The organism is Actinacidiphila sp. bgisy160 (assembly GCF_965342435.1).
Classification (GTDB): domain Bacteria; phylum Actinomycetota; class Actinomycetes; order Streptomycetales; family Streptomycetaceae; genus Actinacidiphila.
On record NZ_CBDRCM010000028.1, the window covers coordinates 40,976 to 55,661 of the forward strand.

12 protein-coding genes are annotated in these 14,686 nt (G+C 70.2%); 10 read left to right on the forward strand and 2 right to left on the reverse strand.

The genetic code is table 11. From position 1 onward, the window contains the following. Window positions 1-320: 320 nt before the first annotated feature. The 5 genes from ACRWNP_RS21925 to ACRWNP_RS21945 are packed head-to-tail and all read left to right on the forward strand — an operon-like array spanning window position 321 to window position 6,843. A complete protein-coding gene (locus ACRWNP_RS21925) occupies window positions 321-1,433 on the forward strand; it encodes a DegT/DnrJ/EryC1/StrS family aminotransferase (RefSeq protein WP_431963893.1) in 1,113 nt (370 codons plus the stop codon). Beyond that, a complete protein-coding gene (locus ACRWNP_RS21930) occupies window positions 1,430-2,449 on the forward strand; it encodes a Gfo/Idh/MocA family protein (protein WP_431963895.1) in 1,020 nt (339 codons plus the stop codon). The genes ACRWNP_RS21925 and ACRWNP_RS21930 overlap by 4 nt, the downstream gene beginning before the upstream one ends. A gap of 43 nt (window positions 2,450-2,492) precedes the next feature. Further along, entirely contained in the window at window positions 2,493-3,977 is a 1,485-nt protein-coding gene (locus ACRWNP_RS21935; RefSeq protein ID WP_431963974.1) for a glycosyltransferase family 4 protein, read from the forward strand. Further along, a complete protein-coding gene (locus ACRWNP_RS21940; RefSeq protein ID WP_431963897.1) occupies window positions 3,977-5,551 on the forward strand; it encodes a glycosyltransferase family 2 protein in 1,575 nt (524 codons plus the stop codon). The genes ACRWNP_RS21935 and ACRWNP_RS21940 overlap by 1 nt, the downstream gene beginning before the upstream one ends. An 8-nt stretch (window positions 5,552-5,559) precedes the next feature. After that, window positions 5,560-6,843, forward strand: coding sequence for a nucleotide sugar dehydrogenase (locus ACRWNP_RS21945; RefSeq protein WP_431963899.1), 1,284 nt, complete (start codon window positions 5,560-5,562; stop codon window positions 6,841-6,843). Window positions 6,844-7,135: 292 nt separating this feature from the next. Here the strand turns inward: ACRWNP_RS21945 and ACRWNP_RS21950 are convergent, their stop codons facing one another. Continuing rightward, entirely contained in the window at window positions 7,136-7,393 is a 258-nt protein-coding gene (locus ACRWNP_RS21950) for a hypothetical protein (protein WP_431963901.1), read from the reverse strand. Window positions 7,394-7,618: 225 nt separating this feature from the next. On the opposite strand from ACRWNP_RS21950, the gene ACRWNP_RS21955 reads away from it, so the two are divergent. From ACRWNP_RS21955 to obgE, 4 genes are all read left to right on the forward strand, one after another. Further along, a complete protein-coding gene (locus ACRWNP_RS21955) occupies window positions 7,619-8,233 on the forward strand; it encodes an acyltransferase (RefSeq protein WP_431963903.1) in 615 nt (204 codons plus the stop codon). A gap of 184 nt (window positions 8,234-8,417) precedes the next feature. Continuing rightward, window positions 8,418-8,738: a 50S ribosomal protein L21 gene (gene rplU, locus ACRWNP_RS21960; RefSeq protein WP_431963905.1), complete on the forward strand. Its 321-nt coding sequence runs from the start codon at window positions 8,418-8,420 to the stop codon at window positions 8,736-8,738. A 14-nt stretch (window positions 8,739-8,752) separates the two neighbouring features. Next, the gene (rpmA, locus tag ACRWNP_RS21965) at window positions 8,753-9,007 is read left to right on the forward strand and encodes a 50S ribosomal protein L27 (protein ID WP_018556585.1); all 255 of its coding nucleotides are present in this window, start codon (window positions 8,753-8,755) and stop codon (window positions 9,005-9,007) included. Window positions 9,008-9,122: 115 nt separating this feature from the next. After that, window positions 9,123-10,562, forward strand: a complete 1,440-nt coding sequence (gene obgE / locus ACRWNP_RS21970; protein WP_431963907.1) for a GTPase ObgE — start codon at window positions 9,123-9,125, stop codon at window positions 10,560-10,562. Window positions 10,563-10,708: 146 nt separating this feature from the next. Here obgE and ACRWNP_RS21975 read toward each other — a convergent pair whose 3' ends face one another. Then, window positions 10,709-12,763: a hypothetical protein gene (locus ACRWNP_RS21975; RefSeq protein WP_431963976.1), complete on the reverse strand. Its 2,055-nt coding sequence runs from the start codon at window positions 12,761-12,763 to the stop codon at window positions 10,709-10,711. Between the two features lie 315 nt (window positions 12,764-13,078). On the opposite strand from ACRWNP_RS21975, the gene ACRWNP_RS21980 reads away from it, so the two are divergent. Beyond that, window positions 13,079-14,575, forward strand: coding sequence for an SDR family NAD(P)-dependent oxidoreductase (locus ACRWNP_RS21980; protein WP_431963909.1), 1,497 nt, complete (start codon window positions 13,079-13,081; stop codon window positions 14,573-14,575). The last annotated feature ends 111 nt before the right edge of the window (window positions 14,576-14,686 follow it).

The window sequence follows — 14,686 nt, forward strand, 5'->3', positions numbered from 1 at the left end:
TACGCCGCCAGAACACAAGGGAAACAGCTGATAATGTTACGGCGGCCGACAGTGCAAACACTGGTGACACTGCTGTCGGTTCTGCCGTTGCCGTCGCTCACCGTCACGGGACGATGACGACATACCACATCCGGCTGGGCCTCAAGGGTCTTTCCGGACGCGGAACTGCATCGCCCACCTCGGAACCAGGGCCTGCCGGCACCGCGTGGTCAACGGAAGCCGCCGGCGCTGCGCCAGGGCGGTGGCGTCCGTCGGGCGTCATGCCGTCTGTAGTTGCGACCGGCCGAGAACCCTTGGTGCTGGAAGCGGGAGGAAACCCCATGCCAGGCGTCGACCAGGAATTCATTCCTGCTGCGCGGCCGGTCATCGGCGAGGAAGAGATCGAGGCCGCCGTGCGTGTGCTGCGCAGCGGCCGAGTCGTACAGGGCCCTGAGGTGGCCGCCTTCGAGGAGGAGTTCTCGGAGCTGGTGGCCGGCCGTCACTGCGTGGCGGTGAACTCGGGTACCTCCGCCTTGCAGCTCACACTCCTCGCGCTGGGCATCGGCCCCGGCGACGAGGTCATCGTGCCGTCCTTCTCCTTCGCGGCCTCGGCCAACGCGGTGCGACTCGTGGGCGCCGAGCCCGTCTTCGTCGACATCGAGGCGGACAGCTTCTGCGTCGACCCGGCCGCGGTCGAAGCCGCCGTCACGCCCCGCACCGTGGCGATCATGCCGGTCCACCTCTACGGCCACCCGGCCGCGATGGACAAGCTGATGCCCATCGCCGAGCGGCACGGGCTCGCGGTCGTCGAGGACGCCGCCCAGGCACACGGTGCCGCGCTGAACGGGCAGCCGGTCGGCTCCTTCGGTGCCGCGGGCTGCTTCAGCTTCTACCCGACCAAGAACATGCACGCCCTGGAGGGCGGCATGGTCACCACCGCCGACGCGCATGTGGCGCGCACCTTGCGGCTGTTGCGCAACCAGGGCATGGAGCAGCGCTACGCCAACGAGATCGTCGGCGCCAACATGCGGATGACCGACGTCGCCGCGGCCATCGGCCGCGAGCAGCTGAAGAAGCTGCCCGAGTGGACCGAGCGGCGCATCGCCAACGCCGCGTTCCTGGACGCGGGGCTGAACGGTGTGGCTGTGCCGCCCGTCGCGGACCACGCGCGCCACGTCTACCACCAGTACACGGTCCGCGTCAGCGGTGACCGGGACGCCGCGCACTCCGCCCTGGCGGAGGCCGGCGTGGGCAGCGGTGTGTACTACCCGACGCCGATCCACCGGCTGAAGCCCTACTGGGAGCCGGACCAGAAGATCAACCGCACTTGGGACCTGCCGGAGACCGAGCGCGCCGCCGCCGAGGTGCTGTCGCTTCCGGTCCACCCGAGCCTGTCACAGGACGACCTCGAGCGTGTCGTGGCGGCAGTCAACGCACTGGGAGACGCACAGTGACCTCCGCACCTCTGCGCGCCGGCCTGATCGGCCTGGGCGCCATGGGCCGCAACCACTGCCGTGTGCTGGCGGGCCTCGAGGGCGTGGACCTCGTGGGCGTGGTCGACCCCAAGGGCGACCCCAAGGCGGCGCACGGCGCCCCCGTTCTCGACACGGTCGAGGAACTCATCGCCCTCGGTGTCGACTACGCCGTGGTCGCCTGCCCGACCGCCCTGCACGAGGAGGTCGGCCTCACGCTCGCCGGCGCGGGTGTCGGCGCGCTCATCGAGAAGCCGCTGGCGCACACGGTGGAAGCGGCGCAGGCACTCGTCGACGCCTTCGAGGCCGCCGGACTGGTCGCCGGTGTCGGCCACATCGAGCGGTACAACCCGGCGCTGCAGAACCTGCGCGGGCGTCTTGAGGCGGGCGAGCTCGGCGACGTGTACCAGGTCGTCACACGCCGCCAGGGACCCTTCCCGCACCGTATCGCCGACGTCGGCGTGGTCAAGGACCTCGCGACCCACGACATCGACCTCACCTCATGGGTGACCGGCCAGGAGTACGTCTCCGTCGCCGCGCACACGGTGTCCAAGAGCGGCCGCCCGCACGAGGACATGGTCGCGGTCGTCGGGCAGCTGGCCGACTCCACCATGGTCAACCACCTGGTGAACTGGCTGAGCCCGCTCAAGGAGCGCACCACGGTCGTCACCGGTGAGCGGGGCTGCTTCGTGGCCGACACGCTCACCGCCGACCTGACCTTCTTCGCCAACGGCGTGCAGGACACCGAGTGGGAGGCGCTGCGCGCGTTCCGCGGTGTCTCCGAGGGCGACATGGTCCGTTACGCCATACCCAAGCGGGAGCCGCTGCTCGTCGAGCACGAGCGCTTCCGTGACGCCGTCCTGGGCGTGCCCAGTGACATCGTGACCCTCCGTCAGGGCCTGCGTACGGTACAGGTGTCGGCTGCGGTCCTCGAGTCCGCGCAGAGCGGTCGTACGATCACGATTCAGGAGAAGGGCGAGACCAGCGATGGAGCGTGACCGCGTGCCCGCTCGCAGACCCGGCACTCGCGGCCTGATCGTCATGCTCGTGGACAACGGCGTCCATGGTGACTCCCGAGTGCAGAAGCAGGCGCGTTCGGCCGCCGCGGCCGGCTGGGACGTGATCCTGCTGGGCAAGTCGCCCGACAAGCAGCGCCGTGAGTGGCGGCTCGGGGACGCAGAGGTTCTTCTGATACCTGTCTCCACGCCGCTGAACAAGCGGCGCCACGAGTTCCGGCGTGCGCCCCTGCGCAGCCCGCTCGCTTATCCTCCGGGCAAGCTGGCCGAGTACCGCAGGCAGAAGATGAAGGCGTGGCGGGCCGAACTCAACGTCCGGGACGCGGCGGCCAGGCTCGAAGGCTCCACCTTCAGGCGCGTCGGATTGCTGTTCCCGCGCATGCTGTCCAACGTCATGAGCCGCTGGGTGGGCATCCGGTTCCGCGTCACCCGCCGGCTGGACGAGCGGCGCAAGAACATGGAATCCCGGCTGGACCGCTTCACCACCGCCTTCTGGAAGAAGACCATGGGCGACCGGGCGTGGCGTCGGCTGGACCCGGGGCTGTGGGACTACGAACTCGCCTACGGCAAGGTCATCGACGAACTGCGTCCCGACCTGGTCCACGCCAACGACTTCCGCATGCTCGGCACCGGGGCCCGCGCGGTCGTGCGGGCACGCGCCAACGGTCGCCGGCCGAAGCTGGTCTGGGACGCCCACGAGTTCCTGCCCGGTATCAAGCCATGGAACAGCCACCCGCGCTGGCACATCGCGCAGTGCGCGCACGAGCGTGAGTACTCGCGCTACGCCGACGCGGTGGTGACCGTGTCGGAGACCCTGGCGGATCTGCTCGTGGAGCGTCACGGGCTGACCGAGCGGCCGGCCGTCGTGCTGAACGCGCCCGGCGCCGAACTGCCGGAAGGAGCAGCCGACGAGGAGGTGCCCGACCTCCGCGCGCTCTGCGGTATCGGGCCCGACACGCCGTTGGTTGTCTACAGCGGTGCGGCGGCCCCGCAGCGGGGCCTCGACATCATGGTCGAAGCCCTTCCCGGCCTCGAGGGCGTCCACGTCGCCTTCGTCGTGCTCAAGCCGACGTCGGCGTACCTCAAGGAGCTGCTCGCCCGGGCCGAGGAGCTCGGCGTCTCCGAGCGGGTGCACGCGCTGCCCTACGTGCCGCACTACCAGGTGGTCCCGTTCCTGTCGGCGGCGGACGCGGGTGTAATCCCCATCCACCACTGGCCGAACCACGAGATCGCCCTGATCACGAAGTACTTCGAGTACTCGCACGCGCGGCTGCCCCTGGTCGTCAGTGACGTCAAGACGATGTCCCAGGTGACGCTGAAGACCGGTCAGGGCGAGGTGTTCAAGGCAGAAGACGTCGCCGACTACGCTCGTGCCGTCAAGGCCGTGCTGGCGGACCCGCAGCATTACCGGTCGGTGTACGAGACCTCGGGCCTGCTGGAGGAGTGGACCTGGGAAGCCCAGGCCAAGATTCTCGACCAGGTGTACAGCCGCCTCCTGGAGAGCCGCTGATGGCGACGCCGGACGTCAGCGTCATCGTTGCCGTCTACAACACCATGCCGTACCTGAGCGACTGCCTGACCTCCCTGGTGGAGCAGACGATCGGCCGGGACCGGCTGGAGATCGTCGCCGTGAACGACGGATCCACCGACGACAGCGGCAAGGAGCTCGACCGGTTCGCGGACCTGTATCCGGGTACGGTCAAGGTGATCCACCAGGCCAACTCCGGTGGTCCGGCAGCGCCCAGCAACCGGGCGCTGGATGTCGCGACCGGGCGCTACGTCTACTTCATCGGATCCGACGACTACCTGGGCCGTGAGGCGCTGGAGCGGATGGTCGCGGCGGCCGACGAGCACGGTTCCGATGTCGTGGTCGGCAAGATGGAGGGGGTCGGCGGCCGGTACGTCCACCAGGCGCTGTACGAGACGACGCGGCACGATGTGACCTTCACCAACTCGGCGCTGCCGTGGACGATCGCCAACACCAAGCTGTTCCGGCGCGAACTGGTCGAGCGGTACGAGCTCCGTTTCCCCGAGGACCTTCCCGTGGGCAGCGACCAGCCGTTCACCATCGAGGCCTGTGTGCGGGCCGCCCGCATCTCGGTGCTGGCGGACTACACCTACTACTACGCCGTCAAGCGTGGGGACTCCAGCAACATCACCTACCGAGCCGACCATGAGGCCCGGCTGCGCTGCACGGCCGAGATCATGCACTTCACGGCGGGGCTCGTCCCCGCGGGCCCGGAGCGGGACGCGGTACTGAAGCGCCACTTCGGGTGGGAGCTGTCCAAGCTGCTGCTGGACGACTTCCCCGAGCTCGATCCCGTCGTGCAGAAGAACCTGGTGACGGGCATCGGCCGGCTCGCCGACGCGTACCTCACCGGCACCATCCGTGACGGCATGGGCGTCAAGAAGCGTGTGCGTCTCGGCCTGGCGCAGCGGGGCAGGACCGACGAGCTCGTCGCGCTGATCCGTGACGAGGCGGAGCACGGGGCTCCCGGCTTCGTCCTGGAGGGGGAACGGGCCTTCGCCCGCTACCCGGGTTTCCGTGACGTGGATCCCGTCCTGCCGATGAGCTGGTACGAGCTCCTCGGCGAGGGGGTGCACGGGCGGCTGAAGGCAGGCACCAAGACCCTGTCCGCCGCCTGGCACAAGAGCCCGGAGGGCCCCGCGCTGGCGGTTTCCGCGCGGACCAAGCTGCTCGGTCCCTTCGGGGCGGGTCCGGCCCCGGTCCGCTGCGAGCTCAGCGGCCCGCAGTCCGTTCCGCTGCCGGCCACCACGAGCACCTGGAAGAACGGGCTGGGCACCCGCGTTGACGTCGTGGTGCCGCTGCGCCCGCTCGTGGCGATGCGGCCGGGCCAGTCCGCGCGTTGGCGGCTCAACGTGGCCGTGGACCTGGCGGGCGAGCCGTACCGGGTGCCCTTCGGTGCCCACGCCTCGGTGCTGCACAAGTGGATATGGCGCCGGGCGCGCCCCTACCGCGTATCCGTAACCACGAACGAGCAGGGCAGACTGGTGCTTGCCGTCGCCGCTGACAGTATCTTGCGGGGCATCGCACGACGCCTGCGCCGACCGAGGAAGAAGTAGCCACGCCCATGAACATCTGTGTAGTCGCGCTGGGGAAGATCGGCCTGCCGCTCGCCGTGCAGTTCGCGGCCAAGGGGCACCGCGTCATCGGCGCGGACGTCAACGAGAAGGTCGTCGAGCTGGTCAACGCCGGCGTGGAGCCGTTCCCCGGCGAAGCGGACCTGGACACCAAGCTCAAGGCGGCCGTGGAGGCCGGTCTGCTGTCCGCGACGACCGACACCGCGGCGGCCGTCGCCGAGTCCGAGGCCGTCGTCGTGGTCGTCCCGCTGTTCGTGGACGCCGAGGGGGTGCCGGACTTCGGCTGGATGGACTCCGCGACCAAGGACATCGCCCGGGGCCTGCGTCCCGGCACCCTGGTGTCGTACGAGACCACCCTGCCCGTCGGCACCACCCGCAACCGCTGGGCGCCGATGCTGGAGGAGGGCTCCGGCCTGACGGCCGGGCAGGACTTCCACCTGGTCTTCAGCCCCGAGCGGGTGCTCACCGGCCGGGTCTTCACCGACCTGCGCCGCTATCCCAAGCTCGTCGGCGGCATCGACGAGGCGTCGGCGAAGCACGGTGTGGAGTTCTACGAGGCGGTGCTCGACTTCGACGAGCGCTCCGACCTCGAGCGCCCCAACGGAGTGTGGGACCTCGGGTCCTCCGAGGCCTCGGAGCTGGCCAAGCTCGCCGAGACCACCTACCGCGACGTCAACATCGGCCTGGCGAACCAGTTCGCCAGGTTCGCCGCCAAGGCCGGTATCGATGTCAAGAAGGTCATCGAGGCCTGCAACACCCAGCCGTACAGCCACATCCACCAGCCGGGCATCGCGGTCGGCGGCCACTGCATCCCGATCTACCCGCGGATGTACCTGTGGAACGACCCGGAGGCGACCGTCGTCCGCTCGGCCCGTGAGGCGAACGCCGCCATGCCGTCGTACGCCGTCGACCTGCTGGCCGCCGCCTACGGCGACCTCAAGGACGTCAACGTGCTCGTGCTGGGCGCCGCCTACCGCGGCGGCGTGAAGGAGACCGCGTTCTCCGGCGTGTTCCCGACCCTCGAGGCCCTCAAGGCGTACGGAGCCGTCCCGTATGTCTCGGACCCGATGTACACGGACGAGGAGTTGGCCGCCCACGGCCTGCCCCCGCACCGCGGCGAGACCGTGACCGCCGCCGTGCTCCAGGCCGACCACGCCGAGTACCGCGAGCTCTCCGCCTCCGACCTGCCCGACGTCCGCGTCCTGGTCGACGGCCGCCGCACCACCGACCCGGCCCGCTGGGCCGGCGTGCGCCGCATCGTGATCGGCGGCTGAGCGCACCTCTGGGGAGGCAACGACGTGGGCTCTTCGCGCCCCGGCCGTGTGGTGATGTCGGTCGACGACACCGTCGATGGTGATTCCCGGGTTCAGAAGAGCGCCGCGGGCCATGGCCGAGGCCGGGTGGGAGGTCCACCTCATCCTGGGTGAGGCACGGGATGGGACGAGTGGAGCGGGGAAGCGCGGGGAAGTACGTCCACCCGCACGAGCGGGTGCCGAGGCACCTGTCCTGACCGCTCCGTGTGTCATCCGGAAGGTCCCCCCGTTCCGCGGGGGGCCTTCCGGCTTTTCACTTCAACGCGGGTCGAGACGGCGCCGCGATCCAGCGGCGCCCCCGGCGCCGGTGCAGCAGCGCCGGCAAGAGGGGCAAGAGCAGGTGGAACCATGCCTCGGCGCTGCGTGACCAGGAGGCGGGATTGCCGCCCGCGAGCGCCGTGGGCGGCTTCTTCGGGCAGGCGATCAGGTCGGGTTCCTGGCGGTAGCGGTTCCGTCGCGGGCGACCGGTGGTCTGCCCGGCACGGAGGGCTTGATCGATCGGGTGTTCCACGCCAAGGTAGGGAATCGTCGGGATCACACAGCCGCCGGAGGGTGGCAGCGGCCAAGATCGCGATCAATTCGATTCCTGGGGGCGGTCACCGCTCGGGCCTGATGGCTGGGATGACGGTTTCGTCCACGCGGAGGCGACGGGCCCACCCACCCCGGTGCCCCGTGGCCGCGGTCCCCGGGCCGAGCCGTATGCTCGCGCCGACGCCGTCGTCAGGGAAGGTCCATCGTGAGTCACACCATCAAGCCCACCGCACAGGTCGACGAGAGCGCCGAGCTCGGCGACGGAACCACCGTGTGGGAACTCGCCCAGATCCGCGAGAAGGCCCGCCTCGGCGCGGGCTGCGTCATCGGCCGCGGCGCCTACGTCGGTACGGGCGTGCGGATCGGCGACAACGTCAAGCTGCAGAACTACGCCCTGGTCTACGAGCCGGCCGAGCTGGGCGACGGCGTCTTCGTCGGGCCCGCGGTCGTGCTCACCAACGACCAGTACCCCCGTTCCGTCGACCCCGAGGGCAAGCTCAAGCGCGGAGGCGACTGGGAGGCCGTCGGCGTCAAGGTCGCCGAGGGCGCTTCGCTCGGTGCCCGCTCGGTGTGCGTGGCCCCCGTACGGGTCGGCCGCTGGGCGCTGGTCGCCGCCGGAGCGGTGGTCACCAAGGACGTCCCCGACTTCGCCCTCGTCGCGGGTGTTCCCGCCCGCCGCATCGGCTGGGTCGGCCGGGCCGGGGTGCGGCTGGTCGAACGGGCGGGTGAGCCCGGCGTGTGGGAGTGCCCGCAGACCGGAGCGCTGTACCGGGAGGACGCGTCGGGCCAGGGGGAGACCGCGCTGGTGGAGATGCCGTAGCGGGCGCGACGTCCTGTCCACCCGGTTTGACCCTCCCGCAGGGGGCCCGTAGTCTTGACCGTCGGCGTTTCAGCGCCCATTCCTGAGCACCTTCCTACCGGTTCCGGCCGGTAGAGGCCTCCCATGTACCACAGGGGCGGCTGGCGTCAGGAGTGACGATCCGAGCGAGAGAGTGAGTTCCCGCGTGTACGCAATCGTGCGCAGCGGTGGCCGCCAGCACAAGGTGGCCATCGGCGACATCGTCGAGGTTGACAAGATTTCCACGGGCAAGGTCGGTGACGCCGTCGAGCTCTCGACGCTCCTGATCGTCGACGGCGACGCCGTCACCAGCGACCCGTGGGTGCTGGCCGGGATCAAGGTCCAGGCCGAGATCGTGGACCACCACAAGGGCCAGAAGATCGACATCCTGCGGTACAAGAACAAGACCGGCTACCGCCGTCGTCAGGGCCACCGCCAGCAGTACACGGCGCTGAAGATCACCGGCATCCCCACGGCTGCGAAGTAAGGGACTGAAGAGGAATGGCACACAAGAAGGGCGCATCGTCCACCCGGAACGGTCGCGACTCCAACGCCCAGCGGCTCGGCGTCAAGCGCTTCGGCGGCCAGGTCGTGAACGCCGGTGAGATCATCGTCCGCCAGCGCGGCACCCACTTCCACCCCGGCGCCAGCGTCGGCCGTGGCAAGGACGACACGCTGTTCGCTCTCGCCGCCGGTGCGGTCGAGTTCGGCACCAGCCGTGGTCGCAAGGTCGTGAACATCGTCCCGGTCGCCTGATCGGCCGCGATACGACTTCACCGAGGGCGGACGCTGCTTCCCGGGCCGGGAAGCAGGTCCGCCCTCGGCGCGTTAACCCACAGACATTCCCGCACGCATCAGGAGGAACATCCGCATGACCACCTTCGTGGACCGCGTCGAGCTGCACGTCGCCGCGGGTAACGGGGGCCATGGCTGCGCCTCCGTGCACCGGGAGAAGTTCAAGCCGCTCGGCGGCCCGGACGGCGGCAACGGCGGCCGTGGCGGCGATGTGACGCTGGTCGTCGACCAGTCGGTCACCACGCTCATCGACTACCACCACCACCCGCACCGCAAGGCCACCAACGGCAAGCCAGGCGAGGGAGGCAACCGCTCCGGCAAGGACGGCACGGACCTGGTGCTGCCCGTCCCGGACGGCACGGTCGTCCTCGACAAGCAGGGCAACGTGCTCGCCGACCTCGTCGGCCACGGCACCACCTTCGTCGCCGGCCAGGGCGGACGCGGCGGCCTCGGCAACGCGGCGCTCGCCTCGGCCCGCCGCAAGGCGCCGGGATTCGCGCTGCTGGGCGAGCCCGGACAGAGCCGGGACCTCGTCCTGGAGCTGAAGACGGTCGCCGATGTGGCACTGGTCGGCTACCCGAGCGCGGGGAAGTCCTCGCTCATCTCCGTGCTCTCCGCGGCCAAGCCGAAGATCGCGGACTACCCCTTCACCACGCTCGTGCCCAACCTGGGCGTGGTCACGGCCGGTTCGACGGTGTACACCATCGCCGACGTCCCCGGCCTCATCCCGGGCGCCAGCGAAGGCCGTGGACTGGGCCTGGAGTTCCTGCGGCACGTCGAGCGGTGCAGCGTCCTGGTCCACGTCCTGGACACCGCCACGCTGGAGTCGGACCGCGACCCGCTGAGCGACCTCGACACCATCGAGTCGGAACTGCGGGCGTACGGGGGACTCGAGGACCGGCCTCGGCTGGTCGTCCTCAACAAGGTCGACATCCCCGACGGCCAGGACCTCGCCGACATGGTCCGGCCCGACCTGGAAGCGCGGGGTTACCGGGTCTTCGAGGTGTCGGCGGTGGCCCACAAGGGTCTGGGCGAGCTGTCCTACGCCCTCGCCGGCATCGTGGCCGAGGCACGGGCCGCCGTGCCCGTCCAGGAGGCCACCCGGATCGTCATCCGGCCCAAGGCCGTGGACGACGCCGGATTCACCGTCACGGCCGAGGACGGTTTCTACCGGGTGCGCGGCGAGAAGCCCGAACGCTGGGTCCGCCAGACCGACTTCGCCAACGACGAGGCCGTCGGCTACCTCGCCGACCGGCTCGCCCGCCTCGGCGTCGAGGAGGAACTCGTCAAGGCGGGCGCCCGCGAGGGCGACGAGGTTGTCATCGGGGCCGAGGACGACGCGGTCGTCTTCGACTGGGAGCCCTCGGTCGCCGCCGGTGCCGAGATGCTCGGCCGCCGCGGTGAGGACCACCGCTTCGACACTCCCCGCCCGGCGGCCCAGCGGCGCAAGGACCGCGACGCCGAGCGGGACGACTCCTACAGCGCGTTCGAGGACTTCGACCCGTTCGGGAGCTGAACCCGGTCGTGCCGGCTCCCCCCCCCGGCCACCGCGGCAGCGTCGAACCGATGCCGCGGTGGAGGCGCGCTGCCGAGGGCGGCCGCCGTCTCACGGGGGCCGGCGGACCGGGGTGGGGAGGCGAGTGCCGAGGGCGGGCGTCCGGCTCAGCGTCGCGCCGACCGTGCCTCCTGCCGCGGTTCCCTTGCGACGCCGTCACCTTGCCCGGCTTCGCGCGGTGCCACGACACGCGCCACGGAGGCGGTCCCTCCGGCCTCCTGCCGGGAGCGCCGTTCGTCCGCGGCCGCGGCCAGTGCCCGTGCCGCCGCCGTGAAGCGTTCGAGGGAGGTCGGTTGCGCCGGCCCGAGCAGCCGTTCCTTCAGCGCTGCGCGGGCCGGTCCCAGGCCGTCCCGTTCCGGGTCGCGGACACTGTCGAGCAACGCGGGCACCTCGTGGGCGTCGGGCGAGATGATCGTCGCGGCGGCCACGGTGGGGAAGGCGGCACGGAAGGCGTCCTCGGCCAGCCCGCTGGTGTTCGCCACGGCGTGCGGTTTCTCACTGGCCAGAAAGTCCGAGACGACGCTCGACACGTCGCTGATCAGCAGATCGGCCTGGTTGAAGCACGAGTAGAGCGACGGACGGCTGTCGGTGATGACGCGGTGCTCCCACGCCCGGGCGGCGGACCAGTAGCAGTCCTCCCAGGCCGCGGTCGCGGCCTCGACCGCGGCGGCGCGTCCCGGGGCGGGGGTGCCCTGCAGCGCCATGCGCTCGAGGTCGTCGGCGTCGGCCCGGAAGCGTGCGGTGGTGAGCTCGTCCAGTGCCGCCGCGCGGCGGGCGAGTTCGGTGCTCGACGCGGTCGGTGCGTCGCCCGGCGCGTTCCGGGCCCGCTCGCGACAGGCCTCGGCGATCATGGCCCGGATGCGGCGGTCCGCGCGGCCCGCGCGGGGATCGACGGAACCGGTCAGGGGGTGCGGCTTGTAGAGCAGCCGTACCGCCGGGTCGGCGAGCAGGGCCCGGACGATGTTCTCCCCCGCGAGCACGACCGAGGTGTTGCCCGGCTGGCCGTCCCAGCCCTCCCACGTGGGCGCGTACAGCACCGTGGTCATCGGACCCGACGGGGTCCCGCCACCGGGCAGGATCGGCGCGAGCTGGGGACGCCCGACCTCCACGATGTCGCGGTCGTCCACGCCGATGTCCGCCAGGGCGTACCGCTCGCGTGCGGCCGGGCCCGCGACCCACACCTCGTCGTACGCCTTGGCGTACGGATTGCAGCTGGAGAGCTTGTCGCTCTCGCCGTGGTTGGTGAACGCGTGCTTGATGGTGGGGATGCGCAGGATCTGGGAGGTCTTGCCGGAGTTGGAGGGGTGGAGCAGCACCTTGAGCGTGGAGTGCTCCAGCCGCATCACGTCCGCGACCTTGGGGATGCACAGCACGGGGATGTCCGTGGCCTCGACGCGCTGCACCATGGGGCGTTCCCGGAGTAGCACCACCGGTCGTCCGTCGAGCCGGGCGAGTGTCGAAAGCCACATGTTGAGCTGGTAGGCCGACGCGGCGCCGCCCGAGAAGTAGATGCCCACCGTCGGCCGGTAGTCGGCCAGCCACCGGTCGAGCCACTGCAGGGCGCGGGCCCCGTCCACCGGGCGCCGGCCCGGCAGCAGCCACAGTGCAAGGTAGGCGGCGCCGCCCACCGCCGCCACCGCGGCCGAGGCGGCGCCGAGTGCCGCCCACAGCGCGTTGCCGGTGACGGCCGTGGCGAGCAGTCCGGTGGAGACGGACAACGAGAGCAGCAGGAGGCGGTGACCGGGCCGGCGGGCCAGCAACAGGGGCGGAGCCGGTGTCGGGTTGAGGGCGGCGGCGTCGATGTTGCGGGTCACCACGGGCAGCGTTCTGGCACGGCGCACCAGTAGCGCGAGGGCGTGGCAGGCGCTGTGCGCCGCGTACAGGGCCATCAGCCCGACCAGCACAGGGGCGTAGGCCCGGGTGCCGTGGACGCTGTCCACGCGCAGCAGCGTCGTGATGGTGAGCAGGTCGCGCAGCAGTTGCCGGGCCGTGACGTCCAGCCGGACGCGCGTCAGCAGGCCCGTCAGCGAGGGATGGCGCAGATGCAGGTGGAGGTCCGCCAGTAGGCCCACCGCCGAGGCCACGACGAGCAGCGGCACGGATGACAGGACGGCCGCAGTCAGGTGCGCTGCGAACGCCGCCGCCAGCATCGCCACGGCCATCGCGGCGGAACGCGGGCCCAACGGTGGTGGAGGACTGGAACTATTGTCGCGATTCAGCTGAACAAGAGGCACATGGTGACAACGAAGGCAATGCGGGGCAGTCACGCCGACGCATGAGCGGAAGCCGTCTCAAATGAGAAAATCTTGTGGATTCTGTCACAGTTCGGTTGCCGGGGTTCCCCCGGATTTCCGGTCGGGCGGAAGATGAACCTAGGGTTGCGGCATCATGCTGCGTGGGATGTGTCCGCCTTACGCTCCGACGATGGCGGACGGCAGCATTGCCTGCGCCCTCCATTCCTTCAAGGTAGGTCATCTGTGTCCGAGCACATAGCCAAGCCCCGTACCACGGCCGTCGTGCTGGCCGGCGGTACTGGTCAGCGCGTTGGCCTCTCGATCCCCAAGCAGCTCCTGAAGATCGCGGGCAAGGCGGTCATCGAGCACACCCTTGCCGTCTTCGAGCAGGCCGACGGAATCGACGACGTCATCGTCCTCATGGCGCCGGGTTATGTGCAGGACGTGGAAAAGATCGTGGCCAAGGCCGGCTTCGCGAAGGTCAGCAGGGTCCTGGAGGGCGGTGCGACGCGCAACGAGACGACCGAGCGCGCCATCGCCGCCATCGGAGCCGGTCTCGCCGACGGCGAGGACTGCAACGTCCTGTTCCACGACGCGGTGCGTCCGCTGCTCTCGCAGCGCGTCATCGCCGACTGCGTATCCGCCCTCGACCGTTACCAGGCCGTCGATGTCGCGATCCCCTCGGCGGACACCATCATCGTGACGCGGACGCATGGCGAGGACGGCGAGTTCATCACCGACATCCCGGATCGTTCCCGGCTGCGCCGCGGGCAGACCCCGCAGGCCTTCAAGCTCTCCACGATCCGCCGCGCCTACCAGATCGCTTCCGCGGACCCCAACTTCCAGGCGACCGACGACTGTACCGTCGTGCTGAAGTACCTCCCGGACGTGCCGGTGTACGTGGTGCCCGGTGACGAGTACAACATGAAGGTGACCCAGCCGGTCGACGTCTTCATCGCCGACAAGCTCTTCCAGCTCGCCTCGCAGACGGCCCCGGAGCAGGCCGACGACGCCGCCTACCGCGCGCAGCTCACCGGGCGGACCCTGGTCGTCTTCGGGGGTTCCTACGGCATAGGGGCCGACATCGCCGAGCTCGGCAGGCGCTTCGGCGCCAACGTGTACGCGCTGGGCCGTTCCACGACCGGCACCCACGTCGACAACCCCGAACACGTCGACGACGCGTTGTCCAAGGCCTACGCCGAGACCGGCCGCATCGACTACGTCGTCAACACCGCGGGCGTGCTGCGCATCGGCCGCCTCGCCGAGACCGACAACGCCACCATCGAGGAAGCCCTGCGCGTCAACTACCTCGCGCCGGTGCAGATCGCCCGCGCGGCGCACAAGTACCTCGCGGAGAGCGGGGGGCAGCTCATGCTCTACACCTCCAGCAGCTACACCCGCGGCCGTGCCGAGTACAGCCTGTACTCCTCGACGAAGGCCGCCATGGTCAATCTGACCCAGGCACTCGCCGACGAGTGGGCCGCCGACGGCATCCGGGTCAACTGCGTCAACCCGGAGCGCACGGCCACGCCCATGCGCACCAAGGCGTTCGGGCAGGAGCCCGCGGGCACTTTGCTGTCCTCGGAGTCCGTCGCGCGTTCCTCCCTCGACGTGCTGCTCTCCGACCTGACCGGCCATGTCATCGACGTCCGCCAGCAGGATCCGACGAAGGCCGCCGCCGGCGCGTCGAGCTTCGAGCAGGCCCTCGCCGGGGTTTTGGCGCGGGAAGAAAACGCATAGTACGATTCCGCAATTGTGATTTCGGGTCCTCGGGAAACTCGGAGAAGCATTTCCGGGGACCTGATCCGTTGGCGACGCAGGTCGCGTTTGTCCATTCCCAGACCTTCGTCT

Excerpts from the sequence above, each read along its gene's own strand:
- ACRWNP_RS21925 (WP_431963893.1), top strand. The coding sequence starts at position 321 with ATGCCAGGCGTCGACCAGGAATTCATTCCTGCTGCGCGGCCGGTCATC.
- ACRWNP_RS21935 (WP_431963974.1), top strand. The coding sequence starts at position 2,493 with ATGCTCGTGGACAACGGCGTCCATGGTGACTCCCGAGTGCAGAAGCAG.
- ACRWNP_RS21940 (WP_431963897.1), top strand. The coding sequence starts at position 3,977 with ATGGCGACGCCGGACGTCAGCGTCATCGTTGCCGTCTACAACACCATG.
- ACRWNP_RS21945 (WP_431963899.1), top strand. The coding sequence starts at position 5,560 with ATGAACATCTGTGTAGTCGCGCTGGGGAAGATCGGCCTGCCGCTCGCC.
- rpmA (WP_018556585.1), top strand. The coding sequence starts at position 8,753 with ATGGCACACAAGAAGGGCGCATCGTCCACCCGGAACGGTCGCGACTCC.
- obgE (WP_431963907.1), top strand. The coding sequence starts at position 9,123 with ATGACCACCTTCGTGGACCGCGTCGAGCTGCACGTCGCCGCGGGTAAC.
- ACRWNP_RS21975 (WP_431963976.1), bottom strand. The coding sequence starts at position 12,763 with ATGGCCGTGGCGATGCTGGCGGCGGCGTTCGCAGCGCACCTGACTGCG.